The 25,225-nt window shown below is 35.3% G+C and carries 19 protein-coding genes; 8 read left to right on the forward strand and 11 right to left on the reverse strand.

Annotation, left to right across the window (positions count from 1 at the left end; translation table 11 throughout):
• Nucleotides 1-41 precede the first annotated feature (41 nt).
• The 4 genes from RHP76_RS15045 to rpiB form a co-directional block, all read right to left on the reverse strand.
• Nucleotides 42-971: a S66 peptidase family protein gene (locus RHP76_RS15045; RefSeq protein ID WP_311228497.1), complete on the reverse strand. Its 930-nt coding sequence runs from the start codon at nt 969-971 to the stop codon at nt 42-44.
• A complete protein-coding gene (locus RHP76_RS15050) occupies nt 968-1,654 on the reverse strand; it encodes a LysE family translocator (RefSeq protein WP_062672810.1) in 687 nt (228 codons plus the stop codon). The genes RHP76_RS15045 and RHP76_RS15050 overlap by 4 nt, the downstream gene beginning before the upstream one ends.
• Nucleotides 1,655-1,908: 254 nt before the next feature.
• Nucleotides 1,909-4,062: a ribonuclease R gene (rnr, locus tag RHP76_RS15055; RefSeq protein WP_062672812.1), complete on the reverse strand. Its 2,154-nt coding sequence runs from the start codon at nt 4,060-4,062 to the stop codon at nt 1,909-1,911.
• A 337-nt stretch (nt 4,063-4,399) separates the two neighbouring features.
• Nucleotides 4,400-4,834, reverse strand: coding sequence for a ribose 5-phosphate isomerase B (rpiB, locus tag RHP76_RS15060; protein ID WP_120232314.1), 435 nt, complete (start codon nt 4,832-4,834; stop codon nt 4,400-4,402).
• Nucleotides 4,835-5,478: 644 nt separating this feature from the next.
• On the opposite strand from rpiB, the gene RHP76_RS15065 reads away from it, so the two are divergent.
• Nucleotides 5,479-6,669, forward strand: coding sequence for a phosphoglycerate kinase (locus RHP76_RS15065; protein WP_311228498.1), 1,191 nt, complete (start codon nt 5,479-5,481; stop codon nt 6,667-6,669).
• Between the two features lie 1,525 nt (nt 6,670-8,194).
• Here RHP76_RS15065 and RHP76_RS15070 read toward each other — a convergent pair.
• The 6 genes from RHP76_RS15070 to RHP76_RS15095 form a co-directional block, all read right to left on the reverse strand.
• Nucleotides 8,195-9,016, reverse strand: a complete 822-nt coding sequence (locus RHP76_RS15070) for a class I SAM-dependent methyltransferase (protein ID WP_311228499.1) — start codon at nt 9,014-9,016, stop codon at nt 8,195-8,197.
• Between the two features lie 114 nt (nt 9,017-9,130).
• On the reverse strand, nt 9,131-10,993 hold the full coding sequence (gene mnmG / locus RHP76_RS15075; protein ID WP_216443597.1) for a tRNA uridine-5-carboxymethylaminomethyl(34) synthesis enzyme MnmG: 1,863 nt from the start codon (nt 10,991-10,993) through the stop codon (nt 9,131-9,133).
• A 147-nt stretch (nt 10,994-11,140) separates the two neighbouring features.
• Nucleotides 11,141-11,560 carry an rRNA maturation RNase YbeY gene (gene ybeY, locus RHP76_RS15080; protein ID WP_034694045.1) on the reverse strand — a complete coding sequence of 140 codons (420 nt, stop codon included), beginning with the start codon at nt 11,558-11,560 and terminating at the stop codon, nt 11,141-11,143.
• 4 nt (nt 11,561-11,564) lie between these two features.
• Nucleotides 11,565-13,724 (reverse strand): patatin-like phospholipase family protein, encoded by a 2,160-nt coding sequence (locus RHP76_RS15085; RefSeq protein WP_311228500.1) that lies wholly within the window; start codon nt 13,722-13,724, stop codon nt 11,565-11,567.
• A gap of 2 nt (nt 13,725-13,726) precedes the next feature.
• Nucleotides 13,727-16,174: a bifunctional UDP-N-acetylmuramoyl-tripeptide:D-alanyl-D-alanine ligase/alanine racemase gene (locus RHP76_RS15090; RefSeq protein WP_311228501.1), complete on the reverse strand. Its 2,448-nt coding sequence runs from the start codon at nt 16,172-16,174 to the stop codon at nt 13,727-13,729.
• A gap of 205 nt (nt 16,175-16,379) precedes the next feature.
• Nucleotides 16,380-16,967, reverse strand: coding sequence for a thymidine kinase (locus tag RHP76_RS15095; RefSeq protein WP_062672824.1), 588 nt, complete (start codon nt 16,965-16,967; stop codon nt 16,380-16,382).
• Nucleotides 16,968-17,028: 61 nt separating this feature from the next.
• Between RHP76_RS15095 and RHP76_RS15100 the strand changes: the two genes are divergently transcribed.
• The 4 genes from RHP76_RS15100 (at nt 17,029) to fabG (ending at nt 21,624) form a co-directional block, all read left to right on the forward strand.
• Nucleotides 17,029-18,510, forward strand: coding sequence for a DUF8457 domain-containing protein (locus tag RHP76_RS15100; RefSeq protein ID WP_277693659.1), 1,482 nt, complete (start codon nt 17,029-17,031; stop codon nt 18,508-18,510).
• Between the two features lie 2 nt (nt 18,511-18,512).
• Nucleotides 18,513-19,187, forward strand: a complete 675-nt coding sequence (gene rsmI / locus RHP76_RS15105; RefSeq protein ID WP_277693660.1) for a 16S rRNA (cytidine(1402)-2'-O)-methyltransferase — start codon at nt 18,513-18,515, stop codon at nt 19,185-19,187.
• A 6-nt stretch (nt 19,188-19,193) separates the two neighbouring features.
• The gene (locus tag RHP76_RS15110; protein WP_311228502.1) at nt 19,194-20,705 is read left to right on the forward strand and encodes a WG repeat-containing protein; all 1,512 of its coding nucleotides are present in this window, start codon (nt 19,194-19,196) and stop codon (nt 20,703-20,705) included.
• A gap of 175 nt (nt 20,706-20,880) precedes the next feature.
• On the forward strand, nt 20,881-21,624 hold the full coding sequence (fabG, locus tag RHP76_RS15115) for a 3-oxoacyl-[acyl-carrier-protein] reductase (RefSeq protein WP_041461954.1): 744 nt from the start codon (nt 20,881-20,883) through the stop codon (nt 21,622-21,624).
• A 55-nt stretch (nt 21,625-21,679) separates the two neighbouring features.
• Here the strand turns inward: fabG and RHP76_RS15120 are convergent, their stop codons facing one another.
• Nucleotides 21,680-22,717, reverse strand: a complete 1,038-nt coding sequence (locus RHP76_RS15120) for a GMP reductase (RefSeq protein ID WP_120232325.1) — start codon at nt 22,715-22,717, stop codon at nt 21,680-21,682.
• 61 nt (nt 22,718-22,778) lie between these two features.
• On the opposite strand from RHP76_RS15120, the gene RHP76_RS15125 reads away from it, so the two are divergent.
• Genes RHP76_RS15125 through RHP76_RS15135 form a run of 3 tightly spaced genes read left to right on the forward strand, consistent with a single transcriptional unit; the run spans nt 22,779 to nt 25,178 of the window.
• Nucleotides 22,779-23,531: a prolipoprotein diacylglyceryl transferase gene (locus RHP76_RS15125; RefSeq protein ID WP_311228503.1), complete on the forward strand. Its 753-nt coding sequence runs from the start codon at nt 22,779-22,781 to the stop codon at nt 23,529-23,531.
• On the forward strand, nt 23,528-23,764 hold the full coding sequence (locus tag RHP76_RS15130; protein ID WP_311228504.1) for a hypothetical protein: 237 nt from the start codon (nt 23,528-23,530) through the stop codon (nt 23,762-23,764). Before RHP76_RS15125 ends, RHP76_RS15130 begins: the two co-directional genes overlap by 4 nt.
• A gap of 10 nt (nt 23,765-23,774) precedes the next feature.
• Nucleotides 23,775-25,178 (forward strand): radical SAM protein, encoded by a 1,404-nt coding sequence (locus tag RHP76_RS15135; protein ID WP_311228505.1) that lies wholly within the window; start codon nt 23,775-23,777, stop codon nt 25,176-25,178.
• Nucleotides 25,179-25,225: the final 47 nt, after the last annotated feature.

The raw sequence follows: 25,225 nt of genomic DNA on the forward strand, positions 1-25,225 counted from the left end.
GTGTATAGTTAAGAGTTTGGAGATAGGAGAGTAGTGCTACTTTAAAAATCTATTTTTACTTTAGCATCCACTTTCATTTTCACATTGGCACCAATTAAGAGTGGTCTGTTGTCTTTAATATGCCCATTCGGGAATGTAAATACTACCGGGAAATTATACTTTGAAATTCTGTCTGAGATCAGTTTGTAAACGAACTCATCAAAGCTATCTTCATAGTTTTTATTTTCCTTTTCATCTCCCATATTGGTCATTCCACCAACAATCAATCCTTTGATTTTGTTGAAGACACCTGCCAGCTCCAGACTCATAATCATACGGTCCAGTGCATAAAAGTTTTCTCCTATATCTTCAATAAACAGAATCTTGTCTTTAAAATCGAATGAATATTTCGTTCCCAGAAGAGCGTAGATAAGGGCTAAATTTCCTCCAACCAATTCTCCCTGAATATTCCCCTTTTTATTGAATGGGTGAGATTTTAGGACGTATTTAGGCTTTTTGCCTTTTAGGATATCAAAGATCAGATCATAGCTTTCATTTGTCACTCCAAAACTTGATGTCTTAATGGTCTGTCCATGAATGGAAACAAAACCTTTTTTTAACAGATAACTTTGTATGACTGTATTGTCTGAATATCCGATATACCATTTCGGGTTTTCTGTAAAGTTTTTCAACTTCAGGTGCTGAATAAGATGCTGGCATCCGTAACCGCCTCTTGAAGCCCATACAGCTCTTATTTCCGTATCATTTAAGGCCCAGTTGATATCTTTTGTTCTTTCCTTTTCTGTTCCGGCGTAATTATATCCGTTTGAAAATTTAGTGTAGAGATGTTCTCCGAGAACGGGTTCAAAACCTCTGCTTTTAATCATTTCTATTCCCTTTTCCAGTTGAGTAGTATCTACTGCACCTGCAGGGGAAATAACAGCTATTTTGTCTCCTTTTTTAAGAGACTTTGGAAAGATCATTTTTTTCATTTTGCTTTTTGATATTTTACTTCTTTCTTTTCTGCTTCCTCCAGTTGTTTTTCAAATTGGTTGAACTTTTTAAAACTCTGCAGGAAAATAAAGAAACTGAATATAATAAGAATACAGCCAACAACTCTTCTGATCTGGTTGGCCAGTTTTTGTGTTAATTTATCATGAAACTGTTTGGCAAGAAATATCTTGGCAAGATCTATAGACAGGTAAGTGGCCAGTACTATACTGATGTATAAAATAAAACTGCTGGTGTCCGGATATTGATTCCTTACGGAAATTACCGTTACCAGCCAGAAAAGGATGACTCCAACATTCAGAAGATTAAAGAAAAAACCGTTGAAAAAGGTCTTAATATAATTTTGACCAATGATCTTTTCTTCTCCGGGCAGGTGCATTTTGGTTTTGGTCACCAGCATTACAATTCCGTAGATGAAAATAAGAATAGAAGTGATCCTGTAAAAACCTGGATGTTTATCAATTAAAGAAACAATATCCGTACTGGCATAGTACGCCGCTACAATGCATAATAAATCTGCCGTAATCACACCAAGATCCAGTGACAGGGCATGTCTGGGGCCTCTGGAAAAGCTGGTTTCAATAAGCAGGAAAAAAATAGGTCCTATGAAAACCAGGCTTAGCATAAATCCTAATATGACGGCAGATAGTACAAGTTCTAGCATTAAGTAGTGTTTTAAAATGAATAAAAATTCATTTCGTTTAATACAAAGTTAGACTTTATGATTTAATTATTCAATAAAGTTATGATATATCAAGTGGATTTTAATAACACTTTAATGTAATTTTTTATTAAGGAATAGGAGAGGAGTGGAGAGTACATTTCATACTTTTTACATTTAGAAAATAAAAGGCTGACGGTTCGGTAACACATCAGCCTTTATAATTTTATCAACAGTCTTCTTAAAGACTTAATTCTTTACTTCACAATCTGGAAGTCAAGCTGCTTCTGAATCAGATTGGCTTTCACCACCTTAATCTGAACTTCATCTCCAAGCTGATATTTATTTCCATGTCTTATTCCGTATACAGCATGGGTTTTCGCATCATACATATAGGAATCATCCACAAGGTCTCTTAACTTGATCAAACCTTCAGCACCATTCTCAGGAATTTCAACCCAGAAACCAAACTCAGCTACTCCGGAAATCACTCCTCTGAATGTTTCTCCCAGATGTTTTTCCATGAATTTTACCTGCATGTACTTGATGGAATCTCTTTCCGCATCTGCTGCCAGTCTTTCCATCGCACTGCAGTGTTTTGCCTTTTCTTCAAGCTCACCTCTGTTTGGAGATTTTCCTCCATCCAGATAATGCTGAAGAAGACGGTGTGCCAGCAAATCGGGATAACGACGGATAGGAGAGGTGAAGTGGCTGTAATACTCAAAACCTAAACCATAGTGGCCGATTGGTTCTGTAGAATACACAGCTTTGCTCATACTTCTCATCGCAAGAGTTTCAATCATATTTTCTTCCCCTTTTCCTTTTACATCATGAAGAAGTTTATTCAAAGACGCAGCCACTTTTTTGGTATTGGCCAAATCCATTTTATATCCGAAAGTAGCAACGAAGTCTCTCAAAGATTCCAGTTTTGCAGGATCCGGATCATCGTGTACCCTGTAAATAAATGTATTGTTGGTGATCTCACCTTTTCTTGAAAGTGATACAAATTCTGATACTTTTTTATTGGCTAAAAGCATGAATTCCTCGATCAGGTGATTAGAGTCTTTACTGATTTTAAAGTACACACCAACCGGTTCATTATTTTCATCAAGATTGAATCTTACTTCACTTCTGTCAAAAGTAATGGCTCCTTTTCTGATACGTTCATGACGCATTATTTTCGCCAGCTTATCAAGTGTATTGATTTCTTCCGCCAGATCTCCCTGTCCGGTTTCGATACGCTCCTGAGCTTCTTCATATGTGAATCTCCTATCTGAGTGGATTACTGTTCTTCCGAACCACTGCTTTTGAATTTCAGCATTATCATTCAGTTCAAAAACAGCTGAAAAGGTATATTTATCCTCGTGTGGACGAAGGGAGCATACATCATTACTCAAAACTTCCGGCAGCATCGGCACAACCCTGTCAACAAGATATACTGAAGTAGCTCTCTGATAGGCTTCATCATCCAGAATAGTTCCCGGAACTACGTAATGAGATACGTCTGCAATATGAACTCCGATTTCCCAGTTTCCATTTTCCAGTTTTCTAATGGATAAAGCATCGTCAAAATCCTTCGCATCCTTAGGGTCAATGGTAAACGTACAGATATTACGCATATCCCAACGTTTTGCCACCTCGTCATCTGTGATGCTTCTGTCGATTTTATCTGCATCAGCTTCTACTTCCGATGGAAATTCGTAAGGAAGACCATATTCTGCAAGAATAGAGTGGATTTCCGTTTCATGTTCTCCCGGAGCACCCAGTACCTGAATGATTTCACCTTCCGGGTTTTTGTCACCCGGTCTCCATTCCGTCATTTTTACGATCACCTTATCTCCATCTTCAGCATTGTTGAATTTTCCTTTCGGAATAAAGATATCTGTGTTGATTGTCTTTTTATCACAAACCACAAACCCAAATTCCTTATGGGCAACCTTCTGAAATGTTCCTACAAACTCAGTTCTGGTACGTTCCAAAACTTCCAAAACAGAGCCCTCTAATTTCTTTCCTTTATAATGATAAGTTATAATAAGAACCTTATCTCCCTGCAATGCATCCTTTACATTTTTGGAATGAACGAAGACATCATCTTCCAAACCTTCCACACTTACATAAGCATTTCCACTTTGGTTAAAGTCAATAGTTCCGGTAAGCGTTCCTGCGATTTTCAGGTTCACAATGTATTTTCCTTTTTCAACTTCTTTAATCTTTTCAGATCCCTGAAGTTTATGCAGCGCCTGGATCACAAGTTCTCTTTGTCTTGGATTTTTGTAATCTATCCCATCAGCGATCTGCTTATAATTATAAATTTTGGATGAATTTGCATTCATAAAACGGAGGATCATTCTTCCGATCTCCATCATCTTTAAATCATTTTTATGACTTATATATTTTCTTTTTTTTGGCATTTTAATTTTTCTTTTAATTGTTTTGGTCTTATCTCAATTAAGACCTTTTTCTAAATCTTCCTTATTAGTTCCTTAGTATAAGGTTATTCAATTTCATCATTAGAATCTTTCCGTAAATCATCAGAAATTATCTTTCAGTTTGCTTACAACGGGAGCTTTAGTTTTGTATAAATTTAATACAATTCTGGAGAAGAAAAGAGAAAAACCTTTTATTAAATATATTTCAAATATAAGAAAGGCTTTGGAGAATAATAGAGTGTAATTTCTATTGGACACTGCAAATGTACGAATAAAAAATAAATAAGGCTTGTAAAGTGATTTACAAGCCTTATTATAATTAGCAAACTGCAATTTTGTCAACTCTGTTCTGGTGTCTTCCACCTTCAAAGTCTGTTGAAAGAAATTTATCTACAATTTCAAGTGCCAGTTCTTTAGATATAAATCTTGCCGGCATTGAAATCATGTTGGCATCATTATGCTGTCTTGCCAGTGTTGCAATCTCCGGCATCCAGCATAAAGCGCATCTTATCTTCTGATGTTTGTTAGCAGTGATCTGAACTCCGTTTCCGCTTCCACAGATCAGAATTCCCAGCTCATTTTCTCCGTTTTCCACAGAGGTTGCCGCAGGGTGTACAAAGTCTGGATAATCCACACTGTTTGTGGAAAACGTTCCAAAATCCTGAACATCAAAACGTTCTGAAAGGTAGTTCTTAACAATCTCCTTATATTCATAGCCTGCATGGTCCGCTGCGATAGCAATTTTTCTTTTCATAATACTCTTATTAAGCTTTATTAGATTCTATTTCCTTACAAAGGTAAGAATAATAACAATTCGTGTTAGTAAACCCTGAGTTAATTGTGAAAAGGTATGTGAATAACTGTGGAAAACTTTTCTCAACTTTCTATTTTTAAAGATCAATTTATTTCGTAATAGAAAATCTTTTCTCAAACTTTTACCACAACTTTCCAGATGTTTTCTTCAGCTATCCCCAGATTTTTCCATAATAAAATAACTAATAATGGTTTCATCTCAAAGTTATCAACATTTGTTAATAAGTATGTGAAATAACGGGTTTACAGAGATTTATATTGTGAGTTAAATATGAGTTGAGTAAAAGTTGAATGTTATCAATTTTTAGCATAAAACTTATCCCCGAAATTCACAACACTCAACAACAACTACATTATTCTTTTTTTTAAAAGAGATAAAATTGTTGATTAATGGGTGATTGGGTTCGGGGAAACTTTTTGAAAACTTTTATTTTAATCAAACTGTTGAAAAAGTTTAAAACCTTACATTTGTGAAACAAAAATTCAATGAGATTTATGAAATTGTTCTTGCGAGATTTTTCCGAAAGCTAAAACGGATTTTGAGCACAACGGTTTCATAGGGCTTAGCAAAAAATAAATCTACTTATGAAAACAATCAATGATCTTAATTTTAAAGATAAGAAGGCTCTGGTAAGAGTGGACTTTAATGTTCCACAGGACGATCAACTGAAAGTGACTGACAACACAAGAATTGTTGCTGTGAAACCAACAGTGGAAAAGATCCTTAATGATGGTGGTTCTGTCATCTTAATTACACACCTTGGAAGACCTAAGGGAGAGGTTAAAGATGAATTTTCTCTTAAACATATTGTTGGCGAAGTTTCTGCTGTTTTAGGGCAAGAAGTTAAATTTGTTGATGAGTGTATTGGAGAGAAGGCAGAGCAAGCAGCTGCAGATTTAAAACCAGGAGAGATCTTACTATTGGAAAATGTACGTTTTCATAACGAGGAGGAAAAAGGAGATGCTGGATTCGCAGAGAAGCTTTCAAAGTTAGGAGACGCTTATGTAAATGATGCATTTGGTACGGCTCACAGGGCTCATGCTTCCACAGCAGTAATCGCTCAATACTTTCCGTCAACTAAATATTTCGGTTTACTAATGGCTAAAGAGCTGCAGGCAATCGACAAAGTATTAAAAAGTGGTGAGAAACCAGTTACAGCTATTTTGGGTGGATCTAAAGTTTCAACTAAAATTACCATTATAGAGAATATCCTTCCTGCAGTAGATAATCTGATCATTGGTGGAGGTATGGCATTTACTTTTATTAAGGCTCTTGGAGGGAAAATCGGTAATTCTCTTGTAGAAGAAGATAAACTTCCTTTGGCCCTTGAGATTTTAGTAAAAGCTAAAGAGCACAAAGTAAAAGTATATCTTCCGTCTGATGCCATCATCGCTGAAAGCTTTAGTAATGATGTGGAGAGAAAAGAAGCTGATATCTATGCAATCCCTGAAGGATGGATGGGACTTGATGCGGGTCACAAATCGAGAGATCAGTTTAATGATGTATTGTTGAATTCAAGAACTATCCTTTGGAACGGTCCTATCGGAGTTTTTGAAATGTCAAACTTTGCTGGTGGCACAGTTGCTTTAGGAGAGAGTATTGCTGAAGCAACAAGACTTGGTGCTTTCTCTTTAGTTGGAGGAGGTGACAGTGTTGCTTTTGTTAAGCAATTCGGATATGCTGATCAGGTAAGCTATGTTTCTACCGGAGGTGGAGCAATGCTTGAAAGTCTTGAAGGACTTGAATTGCCAGGGGTAGCTGCAATCAATAATTAATAGAAAATAAAAGATATTTCAAAGCCTGCTAATTATATTAGCAGGCTTTTTTTATTTCTTAAACTTAAAGAAAATCCTTTATTGATCGTAGTTTTAATGCTATTTTAGATATAACTTCTAGTTATATAGAGATGGGTTGAATTATCTTTCAGAGACTTATGTTTTTAATGAAATTTATGATCAGAATATTCTTAGAAAATTTACGAGTTTATGTGATTTTATTTATGGTTTTATTCTCATTTTACTTTGATAAATGACCATTATTTTTGCAAAACAATTGATATAAAAAGCGGTATTTTTTCTGTGAATTATACTTTGTATTTCGAAAAATATAGAAGGAGTAGTTGATATGATCTTATGAAGATTAGTAGAGGATTTGAAGGAAGGTTTATGATTTTTTCTTCCCATTGAAAAGTGATTCTATTTATTTTTTTAAAATTATTCTGGAGACATATGTTTTACTTTATCTGTTTTAGGAAATAGTAGTTTAGATTATTTTAGTATTTAAAGTTCTACTGGAAAATGGTAAATATTAATCTTTTGAAAACTTTAAATCTCTAAATTCAATGTTTTATTTATTTCATACAGTAGTGATGGTTATGTATATTGTTGATTATTAATTATTAAACTTATTTTTTAACTATTTTATCCTTATTATTTTCATGTGATAATTTTACTAAGACAATAGAAATCCATAGGTAACTATAATAAAATGAATAAGTTAATTATTTTTTTGAATTTTTAAGATCCTTTTACATGCTAATTTTAAGTAAGTTTTAATTTTTTATTCTTTAGACTTAAAAATTTGCCATGAAGTTTAACATTGTTTAGGTGCTTCCAAGTTTTAAATTTTTGATCAAGTATTGATTTTTGAAACTCTCTGTATTTTTATTTTTTCCTTTTTTGTAAAAAAAATACAACCTTTCAATTTTTATCAATTTTATTTTTTGAAGTAGGGAAAAATTATTTTTATTAAAAGTGGTAGAGTGGAGTAGGGGAGCTTCTTCTTTATCGTGGAATAATTACCTTAGGAAGAAATTAGATTTTCTTTTTTTGTCGTCAGAATTATATTTACCAAATCAGCTTTAATTTTTTCTTTTAATAAAAATGTCGAAAAATGAACTTCATAAATAGCTTAAAAATCAATTTTTTCTCTTTTTTAGAGTGTCTGTATCTTATTTTATTTTGAAGCTGAATTGAAGCTATTTCTGTATTAATTTATCTTGTTGAAACTAAATTTCTTCTTTTTTTGCTGTTTTTTATGCTTTTGTTGAAAACTGAATGAGAAGGTTTAGTAAAATCTTAAGTGCATAAAATGCTGTGTAGGTGATGGACATTTTTCTCAACTTTTAAAAATAGAGTAGGGTAGATATTTTTATTTTTTTTTATTTGATAAAATTGACGAAGAAATTATTATTCGGATATGATATTTAAAAAGAAAACTCAGGAGAAAAATCCTGAGTTTTTATTTTTTAAGCTAAAACGCTGAAAATTGACCTTCATAAATAGGGTAAAAATCGATTTTCTATCTTTTTTCGATAATATATATCAAACTTGAAAATTCGTTCGAAAATAACGCTTTTACGTTGGAAATTGTTCCAAAGATCACTGCTTTTAACCAAAATAGAGGTGATTTTTTGTATTTTTCGCTCAACATAGAGATGTAATACGAATCAAGAACTAAAGGTTTGATCTTTCTCATTTTCCAGTCAGGATTTTTGGAAATCAAATTTTCCATACCATTTTTTGAAAAATGATAGATATGTCTTGGAACATCATAAGCGGCCCAATATTCTTTATAATGTTTCGCATCATAGGAAGTAGGGTTGGGAACTGCAATCACAAGAATTCCTTTTTCTTTTAATTTTTCATGAAAAACAGCAAGCATTTCATCCTGATTCTCGATGTGCTCAAATACATGCCATAGTGTAATAGCATCTAAGGTATTTTCCTCAATTTTGTTAATATCATCTAAAATAGAAGCCTTGGTTATTTTTCCCTGTGCTGCTTTTCTGGCATCAGAATCCGGTTCAAATCCATAGGTTTTAAAATCATTTTCAATATACTTTACAAATTCTCCTGCGCCGCATCCGTAGTCCAGAACTTTTGATCCTTTTTTTATTCTGTCTATCAGGATATTTTTTTTGTACTGAAGATTGAATGATTGAAGAAACTTATAAAGCTTTTCTTTCAAACTTCCGGAATCCTGGTGATGAGAAATATAATCTTCACTTTCATAATATCTGGAAATATTGGATGGAATAGGAGTGGTTTTAAAAACTCCTTTTGTTTCAGTCTCTTTGATCTCAAATATTTCCTGTGAAAGAAAATGATCTTTTATTTTCATTGAAGTAAATATCTTTTATATGATAAAAAAATTAAGATATTCAGAAGTGTTTTACGCTTATAAATACCTTAATTTTTGTTTTTATTTTCTAATGTTTCACGTGAAACATTTTTATTAACGACCTAAATAAACTAATAAAACATTGATATCAGCCGGAGAAACACCACTTATTCTTCCTGCCTGAGCAATAGTCTTCGGACGTACGTTAGACATCTTTTGTTTTGCTTCTGCAGATAGGCTGGAAAGCTTTGTGTAATCAAAATCTTCAGGGATTTTAATATTTTCCAGACGATTCAGCTTAGCTACATTTTCTTTTTCTTTCTCAATATATCCTTTATACTTAATATTGATCTCTGCCTGTTCTCTTACTTCATCATTATATTGACTAGAAACTTCTTTGATAAAATCAATTTCATCCAGTTTTTCTAACGTCATATTAGGTCTGGTAAGGATTTGTGCTGCTCTGTACGCCTGATCAACAGGGCTGCTTTCGATAGATTCCAGGACAGGGTTAATAATACCTGGTTTTAAAGAAGTTTCTCGAAGGAATTCTTCAAGTGATTGACTTTCAGATACTTTAGTTTCGACGCGTCTTAATCTGTCTTCTTTTGCCAGTCCTAGCTGATATGCTTTCTCTGTTAATCTGATGTCAGCATTATCCTGTCTTAAAAGAAGTCTGTATTCTGCACGTGAAGTAAACATTCTGTAAGGTTCTTCAGTTCCTTTTGTAATTAGGTCATCAATCAATACTCCAATATAAGCTTCATCTCTGTTTAAGATAAAATCTCCCTTTTCATGAACTTTATTGTGTGCATTGATTCCGGCAATTAATCCTTGACCAGCTGCTTCTTCATATCCGGTTGTTCCATTGATCTGTCCGGCGAAATATAAATTATCAATTAATTTAGTTTCGAGGGTATGCTTTAATTGGGTAGGAGGGAAGTAGTCATATTCAATTGCATAACCCGGACGGAAAACTTTTACATTTTCGAATCCTGGTATATGTTTCATCGCTTTGATCTGTACATCTTCCGGGAGAGAAGAACTGAATCCGTTGACATAGATTTCCACAGTTTTCCATCCTTCCGGTTCTACGAAAAGCTGGTGTCTGTTTCTTTCTGCGAAACGGTTAATTTTATCTTCAATGCTTGGACAGTATCTTGGGCCTAAACTTTGAATCGTTCCATTAAACATTGGACTTCTGTCAAAGCCTTCTCTTAAAATATCGTGTACCGTTTCATTAGTATATACGATATGACAGCTTAGTTGTTTGGTGAGTTTTGGTGTATCAAGATAGCTGAACTTTTGAGGATTTTCATCTCCTTTCTGTTCTTCCATTTTTGAATAATCCAAACTTCTTCCGTCTACTCTCGGTGGAGTACCGGTTTTCATTCTTCCTGCCTCAAAACCTAAAGTGACCAGTTGTTCTGTAATTCCAAAAGCTCTCGGTTCACCCATTCTTCCTCCTCCTAATTGTTTATCTCCAACGTGGATTAATCCGTTAAGAAAAGTTCCGTTTGTAAGAACTACAGATTTTGCTTTAATCTCAATTCCTAAAGAAGTAACTACTCCGGCTACTTTATTATTTTCAACAATCAGTTGTTTCACCATATCCTGAAAGAAATCAAGATTGGGAGTATTCTCCAATGCTAAACGCCATTCTTCGGCAAAAAGCATTCTATCATTTTGGGTTCTCGGAGACCACATCGCAGGACCTTTTGAAAGATTCAGCATTTTGAATTGGATCGCAGATTTGTCTGCCACAATTCCGGAATATCCTCCCATTGCATCAATTTCTCTTACGATCTGTCCTTTTGCGATTCCGCCCATTGCCGGGTTGCAACTCATCTGTCCGATGGTCTGCATATTCATTGTAATAAGCAGTGTTTTTGAACCCAGGTTAGCTGCTGCTGCTGCTGCCTCACAACCTGCGTGTCCTGCACCTACTACTATTACATCATATATTTCTGAAATCATTTTTATCTCGCTTGTTTTAAGCTTTAAACCTTATCTTTATAACCAATGTTTCACGTGAAACATTTTTGGAGAATGCACTCTAGGTAAACTTATATTGTTGCTAGAATAGAGTACTTTAAATATGGGACTTTAAGTGATTCTTCAATTTTAAAACTTTAAATCCCTGTATTTATCCAGGTACAGATCTTCCATTCTCCGCATCTCTTTTTCTTCCTCTTCCGTTTTATCTTTATAGCCTGCAAGGTGTAAAATACCGTGGGCTAAAACCCTTCTTAATTCTTCTTCATAATCTCGGGAAAGGGTAGAGGCGTTATCAGAAATGCGCTGCAAAGATACGAAAATCTCAGCGCTTATTGTCTTACCTTTTACATAATCAAAAGTGATGATATCTGTATAATAATCATGCTGCAAATAATCCTGATTAATCTTAAGAAGATATTCGTCATCACAGAAAATGTAATTGATTTCTCCTAATTTTTTTCCTTCTGAAAGAATAAGATCTTCCAGCCATTTTTTGTAATCCGTACTTACCGACTCTGGTAAGTTTTCGTAAAAGAACTGTATCATTTTTTTAAAACCAGTGTCCTAAAATAACACTGAATATACCTTTTTGGTTATTTTTTAGGGAGTGGCTGAAGTTTACTTTTATCTGCCCGCAAGGAGATTTGTAACCAGCTGTAATTCCCAGTGAGCTATAATTTACTTTAACTGCATCCTCAAACTTGATATCGTTTGATAAGTTGGCAAAGGTAAAGTTTCCGCTGATAAAATAGTTTTTATTAAACTTAAACTGAACATCATTTGATGCCAGTATGACATTGTTTGTATACAACTGGGCGAAATAGAATCCACCAAAACTTTTAAAATTGATGAGATTCTGCTCAAAAATTCCGCCTAATCTGTATTGGTAATAGCCTGGAAGGTTTTCACCGATAGTAACTCCTCCAAACAGATTGAGACGATAGCTGAATTGTTTGCTTAGCGGAATATTAAGCTTAAGGTCAGCTTTGATCTGAATGATTCTTTTATCAACTTCAGACTTTAAAAGATCTACAACCTTTCCTTCTGCTGCAAAATAAACCCCTTTTGTAGGGAATTCCTTATCATCCTGAGTGTCGGTCTTAATAAAAACATAAGGGTTCAGAAAACGGCTGTATCGCCTGTTATCTCCATTGCTGTTTTCTGCTTTAAAATAATCGTGGCTAATACCGCCGCCAATGGCAAATTTATCCTTCCAGGTAGACTGTATATAAGCTTCATTTCTGATCCATTCCCAGCGGTCTACTACATAGTTATCTACATTCTTTATATCAAAGCTCATTCCTGATGAATAGAGGCCAACTCCCGGAATATATCCGTTATCTACAAAATAATTAAGGTAATATCTGAGACGATCTCCTACAACGAGATCCACCGAAAGGTTTGAATTTTTAAATAAAAGCCTTTTTGCAGAATAATTCAAAAGAAGTCCCGTTTTAAAAACTTCGTCATAATGCAATCCGAATTTTAGAAAATGACGGGCATCATCTTCAGTGACGTAAAGCTTCAGGTAATTGGCGTCATTCTCCTGAACGATATCATAATTGATAAATTTGTAGTTGTTGGTAGCAACCAGTTTATCTATCATTTTATTAATGCTTCCATAGGTCTGCAAAGAGGGGAGGCGTAGTCCCATTTTTCCCAGCGTGTAGTTTTTACCATAAATTTTGCTTCCTTCAATAGAAATACTGTCTATTTTATAAACATTCGAATATATAGGGTTCACCTGTTGTCTGAGACGGTCAAATGATCTCTTTGGCAGTTGGTCTAATACCTGGGAATATTTCATACCTTCCACATATCCGCTGTCCAGAATTTTCTTTTTATCATCGTAGCTTGTAGCGGACATCCCTTTCAGATTGGGTTTAATATTGATATCTGTATATCTGTATTGTCTTCGGGTATCTCTTTTGATACCGAAATCTATGACCTGGTTCAGAATGGCTATAATATTGTTTAAATCTTCTCTTTTAGAAAGATCCTGATTAAGATCCACACCTATGACGATGTCAATTCCTTTGTCCTTTAAAGGCTTTGAGGGGTAGTTTACCGTCATCGCTCCGTCAATATAAATGCTGTCCCCAATTTTTACCGGATCCATTAAAGAAGGGAACGCAGAACTCGCCATAATAGACTGTACGAGATCTCCCTTTTCAAAAATCTGCATATTGCCGCTTTCAAGATTGGTAGCGACACAAAGGAAAGGAATAGGCATTTTGGAAAAGTCCTCAATATTGGAAACGTTTTTAAAAAGTTCTTTCAGAAGATAAACATTTCTTTGTCCGGTACTGATAGAGGAAGGAAGTGTGATTTTACCGTTTTTGAGCGGAATGGATAAAAGATATTTGTCTACAGATTTATTGAAAAAGCTGGCTTCCTGCCGGGACTTTGGATCCATAATAAGAGAATAGAAATCTGTATCCATGACTATTTTTTCTATTTCTTTTCCGGAGTATCCGGCGGCATACAATCCGCCTACGATAGCTCCCATGCTTGTTCCGGAAATATAGTCTACTTTCACTCCCAAAGAATCCAGTACTTTAAGAACTCCGACATGTGAAAAACCCTTGGCACCACCACCGGCCAGAGAAAGCCCTATTTTTGGATTCTTCGGAATTACCAGATTTTTTTTTACCTGAGAATGGATCAATAACAGTGGGAATATGAAAAGCAGAATCAGGAGTTTTCTCATAGTTAATCTTTTATATAAATCCGTTTCACCCGCGGGGAAATGGAGGTTAATACTTCATAGGTTATCGTTTTGCAGTATCCTGCGAATTCTTTTAAGCTTGGTTTGGCGTTGAAAACAGTTACTGTATCACCTTCTTTTACGTTGGGAATATGGTCTACATTAATCATCATCATATCCATGCAGATATTTCCGACGATAGGTGCAAGAGTTTTATTTACACCTACATTTCCTACCTGATTTCCGATCAATCTTGGAATTCCGTCTGCATATCCCACAGGAATCGTTGCAATTCTTGTAGGATGATCTGCTTTATATCTTCTGCTGTAGCCTACAGATTCACCATTTTCAACGGTTGATATCTGTGAAATTACGGTTTTAAAGCTTACCACAGATCGTAATTGTTTCTGAATTTCAGGATCTGCAGATTCTCCCAGCATACCAATACCGATTCTCACCATGTCATGCTGATGATCTTTATAGCTGGTAATTCCTGCCGAATTCAGAATATGGCGGATAGGAGCGTAGCCTAGTTTTTCAATAAGGTAACCGGAATTTTTTTCGAATATCTCCAGTTGTTTTAAAGTGAATTCTTTTTCTTCAGGCATATCAGAAGAGGATAGATGGCTGAACATACTTTGAACCCTTACGTTTTTCTGACTTAAAGTTTCGCTTAATTGATCCAGCTCGAAGTCTTTAAAACCAAGACGGTGCATTCCCGTTTCCAGCTTGATATGGATCGGATATTTCTTATCATATCCGGATTTCTGAACCGCTTCATAGAATAATTCCAAAACTCTGAAACTGTAGATTTCCGGCTCCAGGTTATATTCTATAATCGTCTGATAACTGTGCTGCTCGGGATTCATCACAATAATAGGAGTTGTGATCCCTTTTTTACGAAGTTCTACCCCTTCATCTGCATAGGCTACCCCAAGATAATCTATATGATGATGCTGAAGAAATTCTGATACTTCAAAGCTTCCCAGCCCGTAAGCGTTGGCTTTCACCATTGCCATCATTTTAGTTCCCGGTTTCAGCAATGATTTATGATAGTTGATATTGTGAAGAATTGCATTAAGGTTTACTTCCAATACCGTATCATGCTTTCTGAGTTCAAGAATATCTTTCAGTTTTTCGATCTCAAATTTTCTGGCTCCTTTGAGCAGAATAATCTGATTTTCTATTTCAGTAAGATGTTTACTTTCAATGAGCTCTTTAGTATCAATAAAAGTATATGTTTTAGTTTTAAATAATTCACTAAAGTTTGATATTTCATCGCCAATTAAGAAGACTGAGTCAAAATTTTGCTCATTCACCAGTTCAGAAACTTCTTCATATAATTCTTTGGCGTTGGAGTTTACTCCTACAATATCTGTTAAGACCAGTGATTTTTTAGATTTGTTGTATTCATTCAAAAACTGCAGGGCAGTCTTCAAAGAGTCGAGGTCAAGATTAAAAGAATCGTTGATGACAATATTGCCCTTAACTCCTTCAATCGCTTCAAGCCTCATTTCAACGGCTTTTAAAAGGTTGATTTTTTCAACGATCTTTTTATTTTCGATATTCAGTTCCTTGAGTACCGAGATAAGCGCCATAGCATTGGTTAATGTCGCTTCGTCTCTCTGATGAACCGGAAAACTGATTTCTTCACCCAAATATTCAACAATGATGTTTTCATCTTTGGAAATATTGTTTTTGATGAAAACCTGATTCTCTTTTTTAAAACCGTAAGAAATTAATTTTTTATCAGAATAGGATTTTTTAATTTTTTGATCAACCAAAAAATTATCTCCATTATAAATGATCACTTCAGAATTTTTGAAAAGAATAATTTTTTCATTAATCAATTCTTCCTCGGAAGAAAAGTTGGCCGCGTGAGCAGTTCCGATATGCGTGAGCAGTCCGATCTGAGGGTGGAAAATATTTTCAAGTTTTTCCATTTCATGCGGTTTTGAAATTCCTACCTCAAAAATCCCAAGCTGATGGGAACTGTTGATCTGAAGAAGAGACAAAGGAAGACCAATCTGGGAATTAAAACTTTTAGGGCTTTTTACCGTAGGAAACTCGTTCCATAAGCACTGATATAACCATTCTTTTAAAATAGTCTTACCATTACTTCCTGTAATTCCTATCGATTGTAAATGAGAATTTTCGAAATGATACTTTGCTAATTTTTGAAGAAACTCTACGGAATTTTCAACAATGATCCAGGTTATATTGTCAAACTCAGGATAGTAATGTTCAGAAATAATGACATTGATACCCCTGTCCATTGCAGATTCAATAAATTTTTCACCGGAATTTTTGTGAGTATTGATCGCAATGAAAGCTGAATTCTTGATAGAATAAATAATCCTGCTATCGTATGCTATATTTTTGATCAATAAACTTCCGTCACCAATGACCTGTGAACTGGTGATCTCTGCAATGTGTTGTACTGTATAATTCATTGGTACCCTTTCTGCTTTTTTTTTAGCGAACCGGCAAAAAGGTAAAATAGTAAAAGGGCTGAGATTTATGACATCATCCGGTTTTTCCTTTTTAAATATTTTACAGTGTAGCTTTTTCGCTTTTCATTTTATATTAGTGAATATATTTTACGGTTTATAGCAAACAGTTTTACAATTTAGTGATTTCGTCGTCTGCTTTATCCGATTATTTTCTTTTTGAAAGTACTTCGTCAATAAAAACACGGCGGCTTACTGCTTCATAACTTTCTGTTTCTCCCAGTTCCACCAGATTATCTCCCTGTGAAGTTCTCATCGAGTAGTTGGCAAGATTACCGGTTCTCTTACAAATAGCATGCACTTTTGTAACATACTCTGCAGTCGCCATCAAATTGGGCATTGGTCCAAATGGACGACCCAAAAAATCCATATCCAATCCTGCAATAACTACTCTGATACCACTATTGGCAAGCTGGTTGGCAACATCAACAATGCTTTCATCAAAAAACTGAGCTTCATCAATGGCTACTACATCACAATTCGAAGCCAACAGAAGAATTTCATTAGGGTTTTCTACTGCTGTACTGCGGATTTTATTCTGATTATGGGAAACTACATCTTCTTCAGAATACCGTACATCCATTTTTGGTTTAAAAATTTCCACATTCTGTCCTGCCATTTCCGCTCTTCGCAATCTGCGGATAAGTTCCTCGGTTTTACCGGAAAACATAGAGCCACAAATCACTTCCATCCAACCACTTTGTTTGGAATGATTAATTGTATTTTCTAAAAACATTTGTTAAATTAGCCGTATATTTTTAACATCAAAAGTAAGCAATTTTAATAAGAATCTTATTATGCAGAATATCCAAGATTTAAAGGAAAAGATTTTTTTTGAATCCATGAATATCATTGATAATCTGGACAAAATAAGCAATATAGACGAATTACTTTCCAAGCAAGATCTTGTAGATGAGCTTGCTAACAGGATTTCTTTTTTGAAACTGCTGGAAAAAAATATTGAATACTTCGTAGCAGACAATCCGGAGCAGAATCCGGACCATCATTATGTCTCTTTTGTTTCAGGAGAAACAGATCATCATGATACCGGAAACGAAGTGACGGAGGAGGAAGCAATTTTCAATAATGAACTGAACGAAATTGATGAAAATGAAGTTTTTTCAGACGAACCTGATGAAGAAGCTGTTTTCAACAATCAGCTGAATGAAATTGTTGAAAATGAATTCCATGAAAATATTGTAAGCTTTGTAGAAGAAAACAAGGAAGAAAAATTACCGGAAAATATTCAGGAAGAGACTCCAGAATATGAACCCCTTGAAGAAGAGGCTGTTTTTAATAATCAGCTGAATGAAATTGATGAAAATGAAATTTCAGAGGAACAGAGAGCAGTTTTGAGCTTTGTAGATGAAGATAAAATTCTTGCAGATTCTACACCGGATTCGGATGAAGATCTTAACGAAGATCTGTTTTATAATGAAGTCACAGAGGAAGAAGCTGTTTTCACTAATCAGCTCAATGAAATAGAAGAACAGGAAGATGAAATTATTGTGACGAAATCTGAAAAAGAAACGGATTCTGTTGTAGTAAATGATGTAAAATCTTCTGTAACGGAAACAATTCCGAGCATTTTTGATACAGAAACGCTGGATGATGAAATACTGATTGAAGAAAACGAAGAACAATTTGTGGCTTCAAACATTTCCATAGAGCAGGGGGAAATGGCTACAGAAACTTCCAATGTGGAAAATATTCTGAGTGAGATCAAAAATGACCACTCTGAAGAACCTGCAAAAGAAGAAAGTATTCTGGCTGAAGTATATGATCGCAGAAAGATTGTCGAAATCGACAAGCCTGTTACTGAAAAAACAGATAAACATCGTTCCGATGAAAGCTTCGAAAATTTAGAAGAATACCATCGGGAGAAAAAAATAAAATTAGCCAATATCAAAGGAATGAAGGCTGTTCAGTCACTTTTTGATGACGACCACCTGGAACTTTCCAAGGAAGAAAAAACAGCTCCTGTTGTTAAAGAAGATACAGGAAGTATTCTGAAATCCAATATTCCAACCCAATTCATGGAAGCAGACAAGCTGAAACCTGAATTTAAGCTGGATCTGAATGACAGACTTGCCTTTACAAAGATGCTTTTTGAGGGAAGCCAGGCAGATCTGAACGATACTGTTTATCAGCTGAATCAATTCAGAACACTGGAAGAAGCCAAAGAATACCTTAGTGATCTGTACTATGACAGAAAATGGAATAAGGTGGATGAATATGCACAGAGACTTTGGATATTGGTGGAAAATAAATTCTTATAATTTTGAGCGGAATCCTATATTTTGTTCCCACACCCGTTGGGAATCTGGAAGATATGACATTCAGGGCGGTAAATGTTCTGAAAGAAGTAGATTATATTTTATGTGAAGACACCAGAACTTCAGGAATACTTTTAAAACATTTTGAGATCTCCAAGCCTTTAAAGTCCTATCATTTACACAATGAGCATCAGGCAACGGAGAAAGTGATTACAGATCTTAAAAATGGTGAGAATATCGCTATTATTACCGATGCGGGAACACCTGGTATTTCAGATCCCGGATATTTGCTGGCCAAAGCAGGAGCAGATAATAATATTGACATGATTTGCCTTCCCGGAGCTACGGCGCTCATTCCGGCACTTGTGGTTTCGGGGCTTCCTAATAATGAATTTCTATTCGCAGGATTTCTGCCGCAGAAAAAAGGAAGACAAACCAAACTGAAGCAGCTTGCAGAAGAAAAAAAGACCATCGTTTTGTACGAGAGCCCTCATAAGATTAATACCACTCTGGAACAGATCAAAGAATTCTTCGGAGAAGAAACCAAGGTAAGCTTAAGCCGTGAGATTTCTAAGAAATTTGAAGAAACTAAAAGAGGGACAATCAATGAATTAATTGAGTTCTCCAAGAGTAAAACTTTAAAAGGAGAGATCGTTCTTATTGTCAATAATTCTATTTAATTTTCTTTGAAAAAATTAGTTTTTGTATTGTTTTCTGTAGTCTGTACAGCACAGACTAACCAATATATGAAGGTGATCCTGTCGAAAAAAACAGGGAAGGAGATCAGTTCTTATTCGGAAGGATATGGAACATTCTATGATACTGGTTACAAGAAACAGGGAATTGTAGATTCTTTAGGAACGGTTACATTTGAATCCCCTTACAATGGAGGTATTCTGCATGTCTTTAAAAACCGGTTTATTCTATATTCTGAGGAAGGAAATAGCAGAAAATCAGCTGTTATTGACGAAAAAGGAACAGAACTTATTCCTCTCAACGATCAGGAATTTAATACCCCATGGTGGAGTGAAGATTGTATCATCTCATCAAAACAGAATTCAGAAGCTGTTTATGATTTTAACGGAAAGGAAATCATTCCTTATGCTGAAAAGATTCGTTTTTCAGGGAAGAACAGACTCTTGGTTTTAAAAGATAAAAAATGGTTTCTCTACGACCTTAAAGGAAAGCAACTCAGCAATCGCGAATTTAAAGAAGACTATAGCTTGTATGAGGGTAGAGCATTGATCATCAATGAAGACAATGAAAAAGAAATCATTGGAAATAACGGAGAGACTCTGCATAAATTTTCAAAACAAGTGGTAAATATCAATGCCTATCCTTATCTGGTTACCCAAAATAAGGCTACAGGAAAATATGGTTTGATTGATGCTGATGGAAAAACAATTGCTGAAGAAGTCTATAATGATATCACCCCGGAATACTTTGGTAAAAAAGAGTATATCTACCTTACAAAAAATGGAAAGACAACAGTTTTCAGCAAAAAAGACAAGAAGCTGTATGTGCAGACTTTTAAATATCTAAATCCTTTATTGAATAATTATTTTGGTGTCTACAATGATAAGGTAAAGAAATCAGGAATTATAGATCTGGAGGGAAATGTTATTCTTCCACTGGAATATGATTTCATCAGAAGTTTTACCATTTCTGGGAAAGACTTTATTTACCTTAAAAAAGGAAATGAAGAGAAGTTTCTCGATAAAGATCTTAAAAATATTGTGGGTGACGGTGTCCGGATTTTAGGTTTTTATCCTGATAATCTTATTGTTGGAAAAGATAATCGTTACTACAGGTTTTCAGTGAAAGATCAGTCATTATCTGAGTTGAAAAATATCAGCCAGATAAAAAATGAAGATGTTGACTATTTTAATCCTCTCAATCAATATTCAAAACCTTTGGTCTGCAGAAACACAGATAACTTTTATGGAGTCCTGGATGGGAAGGGAACAGAAATTGTACCGTTTGTATACGAAGATATTATAACATTCGGAAATGCTGAAAACGAAATTGTCGTTAAAAAAGAAGGAAAATTTGGAGTTTCCAATTTTCAGAATGAGCCTTTGAAAGACATTATTTATGATAAATACTTTTGGCAGAAAGAGGTATTAAGACTGGATAAGAGTAAAAAAACAGACTTTATTTATTTCACCAGATTCAGAAATAATTTTGGTCAACTTTAATGAAAATCCTGATAATCATAAAAAAAATAGTAGTATTTTGAAAATTTAAATGGGTTGAATAACATTTTATAATATCTTTGCAAACCGTTTAATTCCGGAAAGGAATTGTAGAAACATGAAGAGGCAGCTGTCACAAGCTGAACGAGTTATAAAAAGAAAATAATTGTCAATAGATATGAAAATATTAGAAGGAAAGGTAGCACTAATTACCGGAGCTACAAGAGGAATCGGTAAAGGTATCGCTGAAATGTTTGCTCAGCAAGGGGCAAAAGTAGCATTTACCTACGCCGGCTCTGTAGACAAAGCAAAAGAATTAGAAGCAGCTTTAAGTTCTGTAACCCAAATCAAGGGATATCAGTCTGACGCATCAGATTATGATGCAGCTCAGAAATTGGTGGAGGAAGTAATGGCAGAGTTCGGGCAGATTGATATTTTGGTAAACAATGCAGGGATTACAAAAGATAACCTGTTATTGAGAATGTCCAAAGAAGATTGGGATAAAGTAATCAAAGTAAATTTAGATTCAGTTTTCAACCTTACAAAAGCGGTAATCAAGCCGATGATGAAGGCAAGATCAGGATCTATCATCAATATGACTTCTGTAGTAGGTGTGAAGGGTAATGCCGGACAAGCCAACTATGCAGCTTCTAAAGCCGGGGTGATCGGATTTACAAAATCTGTAGCACTGGAGTTAGGATCAAGAAATATCAGATGTAATGCAATTGCACCTGGATTTATCGAAACAGAAATGACTGCTGTTCTGGATGAAAAAACAGTTCAGGGATGGAGAGAAGAAATTCCAATGAAGAGAGGAGGACAGCCTGCAGATATCGCCAATGCATGTGTATTCTTAGGCAGCGAAATGTCGGCATACATTACCGGACAGACATTAAACGTTGACGGCGGAATGTTAACATAACAATATAAAAAGGCTGCATATTATTTATGCAGCCTTTTTATATTTCTTTGATTTTTTAGTTAAAAACCTGATTTTCCTGTTCCTGAACCCTGATAAAAGTAGTTCTTTTGGAAAGTTCTTTAAGCTTTGAGGCACCTACGTAAGTACAAGTAGATCGTACACCTCCCAAAATATCCTTTACCGTTTCTGAAACAGGCCCCTTATAAGCCACTTTTACTGTTTTTCCTTCAGAAGCACGATATTCTGCCACACCTCCGGAATGTTTATCCATGGCTGTTTTAGAACTCATTCCATAAAAAAGGCGGTATTTTTTACCGTTTTCTTCAATCATTTCGCCACCACTTTCATCATGCCCGGCAAACATTCCGCCCAGCATTACGAAATCTGCACCGCCGCCGAAAGCTTTTGCTACATCACCGGGAACTTTGCATCCGCCGTCAGCAATGATATGCCCTCCCAAACCGTGAGCAGCATCTGCACACTCAATAATCGCAGAAAGTTGAGGATATCCCACTCCTGTTTTTACTCTGGTCGTACACACAGATCCAGGTCCAATACCTACTTTTATGATATCTGCACCTACCAGAAGAAGTTCTTCTACCATTTCTCCGGTAACCACATTTCCTGCTATAATAATTTTATCCGGGAAATTGGCTCTTGCTTTCTTCACAAATTCAACGAAATGCTCAGAATAACCATTGGCTACATCTATACAGAGAAACTCAATTTTTGGGTGCTTATCGAGGATCTGTTTTATTTTCTCTTCATCAGCTTTTCCGGTTCCGGTACTCAGTGCAATATACTGATGAATACTTTCAGGCTGGCTGTTGAGAAACTTGCTCCATTCCTCAGGAGTATAATGCTTATGAACCGCGGTAATAATTTTCTCCTTGGCCAGTTCCACTGCCATTTCAAAAGTTCCTACCGTATCCATATTGGCTGCAATTACAGGGACTCCTGTCCATCTTTTCCTGGTATGTTTAAAGGTAAATTCTCTCAGTAAATCAACTTCCGAACGGGATTTCAAAGTAGAACGCTTAGGGCGGAACATTACATCCTTGAACCCCAGTTTTATGTCATATTCTATACGCATTTTGTAATTATTTGTCAGAATAAAGGTAGTGAATAATATGAAATAGTGTATTTTTGAAACAATGGATTTTCCTGTAACATTTCATATTTTCGGCAAAACAATCCTTGCGCATCCGCTTTTTGAGGCTGCCGGAATGTTTTTGGGTATGAGATATTATTTTTATCTGAAACGTAAGTCTAAGGAAAAACTTTCCTTCAATACTTCTGCGGCAGTTTTAATTGGTGCTACTGCCGGAGCTTTGATAGGTTCCAAGCTGATCGGTAATCTTGAAAATCCTTATGCATTATTTGAAAATTTTTCCTTCAGAAAGGTCTGGTCAAACAATACTATTGTAGGAGGACTGGCTTTTGGTTTATTGGGAGTAGAGCTGGCAAAAAAGATTGTACATCATAAAGAAAGTACGGGAGATCTTATTGTTTTTCCCCTGATATTGGCCATGATTATAGGCAGAATAGGATGTTTTCTTACAGGGGTTTATGAAGAAACGTATGGTATTCCTACTGATTCTGTTTTTGGAATGTATTTGGGGGACCAATATCTCAGACATCCTGTTGCCTTGTATGAAATAGCCTTTTTACTTCTTCTGTGGATGGGATTAAAGTATATTCAGAGTAAGAAGTACGTCTCCGGTTTAATTTTTCAGCTGTTTATGCTCAGCTATTTTACATTCAGATTCCTTTTGGATTTTATAAAACCAAGAATAGAAATCATTGGAAATATAGGTACAATTCAAATGGTGTGTATCTGTGTAATTATTTACTACATTTATAAAATCAAAAATACCGGATCTTTATATTTAAAATATTCAAGATGAAAACATTAACTATTTTAGAAGGGAATCTCAATCTGGCTGGGGTAGTGATAATGATTATTGGTGCAATTATTTTGGCTGCACTGGTTTTTTCCCTCATCGTCGCTTTTATTACAAAACTTATTTACGAAAGAAAGGGAGACAGGAAATTCACCAGAAAACAATTTATCCAGACCATGCTGATATCTCTTCTGATCTGTGGATTGATCAGCGGTTATATTTGCGGAGGACTTTAAAAAATTTGCTATGCCAGTAAGAAATTATACTTATTATGATTATACCATCAGTCTTTGCCCGGAATGTCTTAAAAGGGTAGGTGCCAAAATCATTATTGAGGATGAAGCTGTTTTTATGACCAAAAGATGTCCGGATCATGGATTTTTTAAAACAAAAATAGCTTCTGACGTACAGTATTATAAAAATATAAGAAACTATAATAAAGCCTCTGAAATGCCCTTTCATTTCGGAACCGATGTGGAATATGGATGTCCCTATGATTGTGGACTATGTGTAGATCATGAACAGCATAGCTGTCTTTCTATCGTAGAAGTTACAGATCGTTGTAATCTGACCTGTCCAACCTGCTATGCAATGTCCTCACCCCATTATGGAAGTCACAGAAGCCTGGAAGAAATTGAGGCTATGTTTGATGTTATTGTAAAAAATGAAGGGGAACCAGACGTGGTGCAGATCAGTGGAGGAGAACCTACAATCCATCCGGAATTTTTCAAAATTATGGATATTGCCAAATCAAAACCGATCAAACATCTGATGCTGAACACCAACGGAATCAGAATAGCCAATGATACGGGATTTGCTGAACGATTGGCGACCTATGCTCCCGAGTTTGAAATTTACCTTCAGTTTGATTCATTTAAACCTGATGTCCTGGAAGATTTCAGAGGGAAGGATCTTACCGCGGTCAGAATGAAAGCATTGGAAAAACTCAATGAGCTTAACCTTTCTACGACACTGGTTATTGTTCTTCAAAAAGATAAAAATATTGATGAAATTGGAAAAATTATAGAATTTGCCCTAAAACAGAAGTGCGTAAGAGGAATTACCTTTCAGCCGGTTGAAATTGCCGGAAGAAACCGGGAAGATTCTGCTCATGAAAAAATTACCTTAACTGAAGTAAGACAGGAAATTATCAATCAGTTTCCGTTATTAAATTCTGATGATATTATTCCCGTTCCATGTAATCCGGATGCTCTTGCTATGGGATATATCTTGAAACTGCAGGGCGAAACAATTCCTTTAACCCGGTATATCAATCCTGCAGATCTTCTGAATAATGAATCAAGGAATACCATTGTTTATGAACAGGATAAAGGATTGCATATGCAGCTGCTGGATATTTTCAGCACCGGAATTTCCGTAGATAAAGTTCAGCCTAAAGTCAATCAGTTACTGTGCTGCCTGCCGGATGTTTGTGCTCCGGATCTCGATTATGATAACCTTTTCAGAATAATTATCATGAACTTTATGGATGCTCATGATTTTGATGTAAGAGCGGTGAAGAAGTCGTGCGTACATATTGTCAATAAAGACCTGAAGCTAATACCTTTTGAAACCATGAACCTCTTTTACAGAGATGAAAAAAAGGCTTATCTGGAAGAACTCAGGAAAGAAGATAAAGTTTTATTTTAGCCATATAAAAAGCAAAGCGTGAAATGAAATTTCACGCTTTTATTATT

Source organism: Chryseobacterium sp. SG20098 (assembly GCF_031844745.1).
GTDB lineage: Bacteria > Bacteroidota > Bacteroidia > Flavobacteriales > Weeksellaceae > Chryseobacterium > Chryseobacterium cucumeris.

What these genes read in the sequence shown, in the direction of transcription:
- RHP76_RS15135 (WP_311228505.1), top strand. Translation starts at nt 23,775, where the DNA reads ATGCCAGTAAGAAATTATACTTATTATGATTATACCATCAGTCTTTGC.
- RHP76_RS15095 (WP_062672824.1), bottom strand. Translation starts at nt 16,967, where the DNA reads ATGTTTTTAGAAAATACAATTAATCATTCCAAACAAAGTGGTTGGATG.
- RHP76_RS15125 (WP_311228503.1), top strand. Translation starts at nt 22,779, where the DNA reads ATGGATTTTCCTGTAACATTTCATATTTTCGGCAAAACAATCCTTGCG.
- rnr (WP_062672812.1), bottom strand. Translation starts at nt 4,062, where the DNA reads ATGCCAAAAAAAAGAAAATATATAAGTCATAAAAATGATTTAAAGATG.
- ybeY (WP_034694045.1), bottom strand. Translation starts at nt 11,560, where the DNA reads ATGATACAGTTCTTTTACGAAAACTTACCAGAGTCGGTAAGTACGGAT.
- mnmG (WP_216443597.1), bottom strand. Translation starts at nt 10,993, where the DNA reads ATGATTTCAGAAATATATGATGTAATAGTAGTAGGTGCAGGACACGCA.
- RHP76_RS15085 (WP_311228500.1), bottom strand. Translation starts at nt 13,724, where the DNA reads ATGAGAAAACTCCTGATTCTGCTTTTCATATTCCCACTGTTATTGATC.
- RHP76_RS15120 (WP_120232325.1), bottom strand. Translation starts at nt 22,717, where the DNA reads ATGCGTATAGAATATGACATAAAACTGGGGTTCAAGGATGTAATGTTC.
- RHP76_RS15065 (WP_311228498.1), top strand. Translation starts at nt 5,479, where the DNA reads ATGAAAACAATCAATGATCTTAATTTTAAAGATAAGAAGGCTCTGGTA.
- rpiB (WP_120232314.1), bottom strand. Translation starts at nt 4,834, where the DNA reads ATGAAAAGAAAAATTGCTATCGCAGCGGACCATGCAGGCTATGAATAT.
- RHP76_RS15045 (WP_311228497.1), bottom strand. Translation starts at nt 971, where the DNA reads ATGAAAAAAATGATCTTTCCAAAGTCTCTTAAAAAAGGAGACAAAATA.
- fabG (WP_041461954.1), top strand. Translation starts at nt 20,881, where the DNA reads ATGAAAATATTAGAAGGAAAGGTAGCACTAATTACCGGAGCTACAAGA.
- RHP76_RS15050 (WP_062672810.1), bottom strand. Translation starts at nt 1,654, where the DNA reads ATGCTAGAACTTGTACTATCTGCCGTCATATTAGGATTTATGCTAAGC.
- RHP76_RS15100 (WP_277693659.1), top strand. Translation starts at nt 17,029, where the DNA reads ATGCAGAATATCCAAGATTTAAAGGAAAAGATTTTTTTTGAATCCATG.
- RHP76_RS15090 (WP_311228501.1), bottom strand. Translation starts at nt 16,174, where the DNA reads ATGAATTATACAGTACAACACATTGCAGAGATCACCAGTTCACAGGTC.
- RHP76_RS15130 (WP_311228504.1), top strand. Translation starts at nt 23,528, where the DNA reads ATGAAAACATTAACTATTTTAGAAGGGAATCTCAATCTGGCTGGGGTA.
- RHP76_RS15070 (WP_311228499.1), bottom strand. Translation starts at nt 9,016, where the DNA reads ATGAAAATAAAAGATCATTTTCTTTCACAGGAAATATTTGAGATCAAA.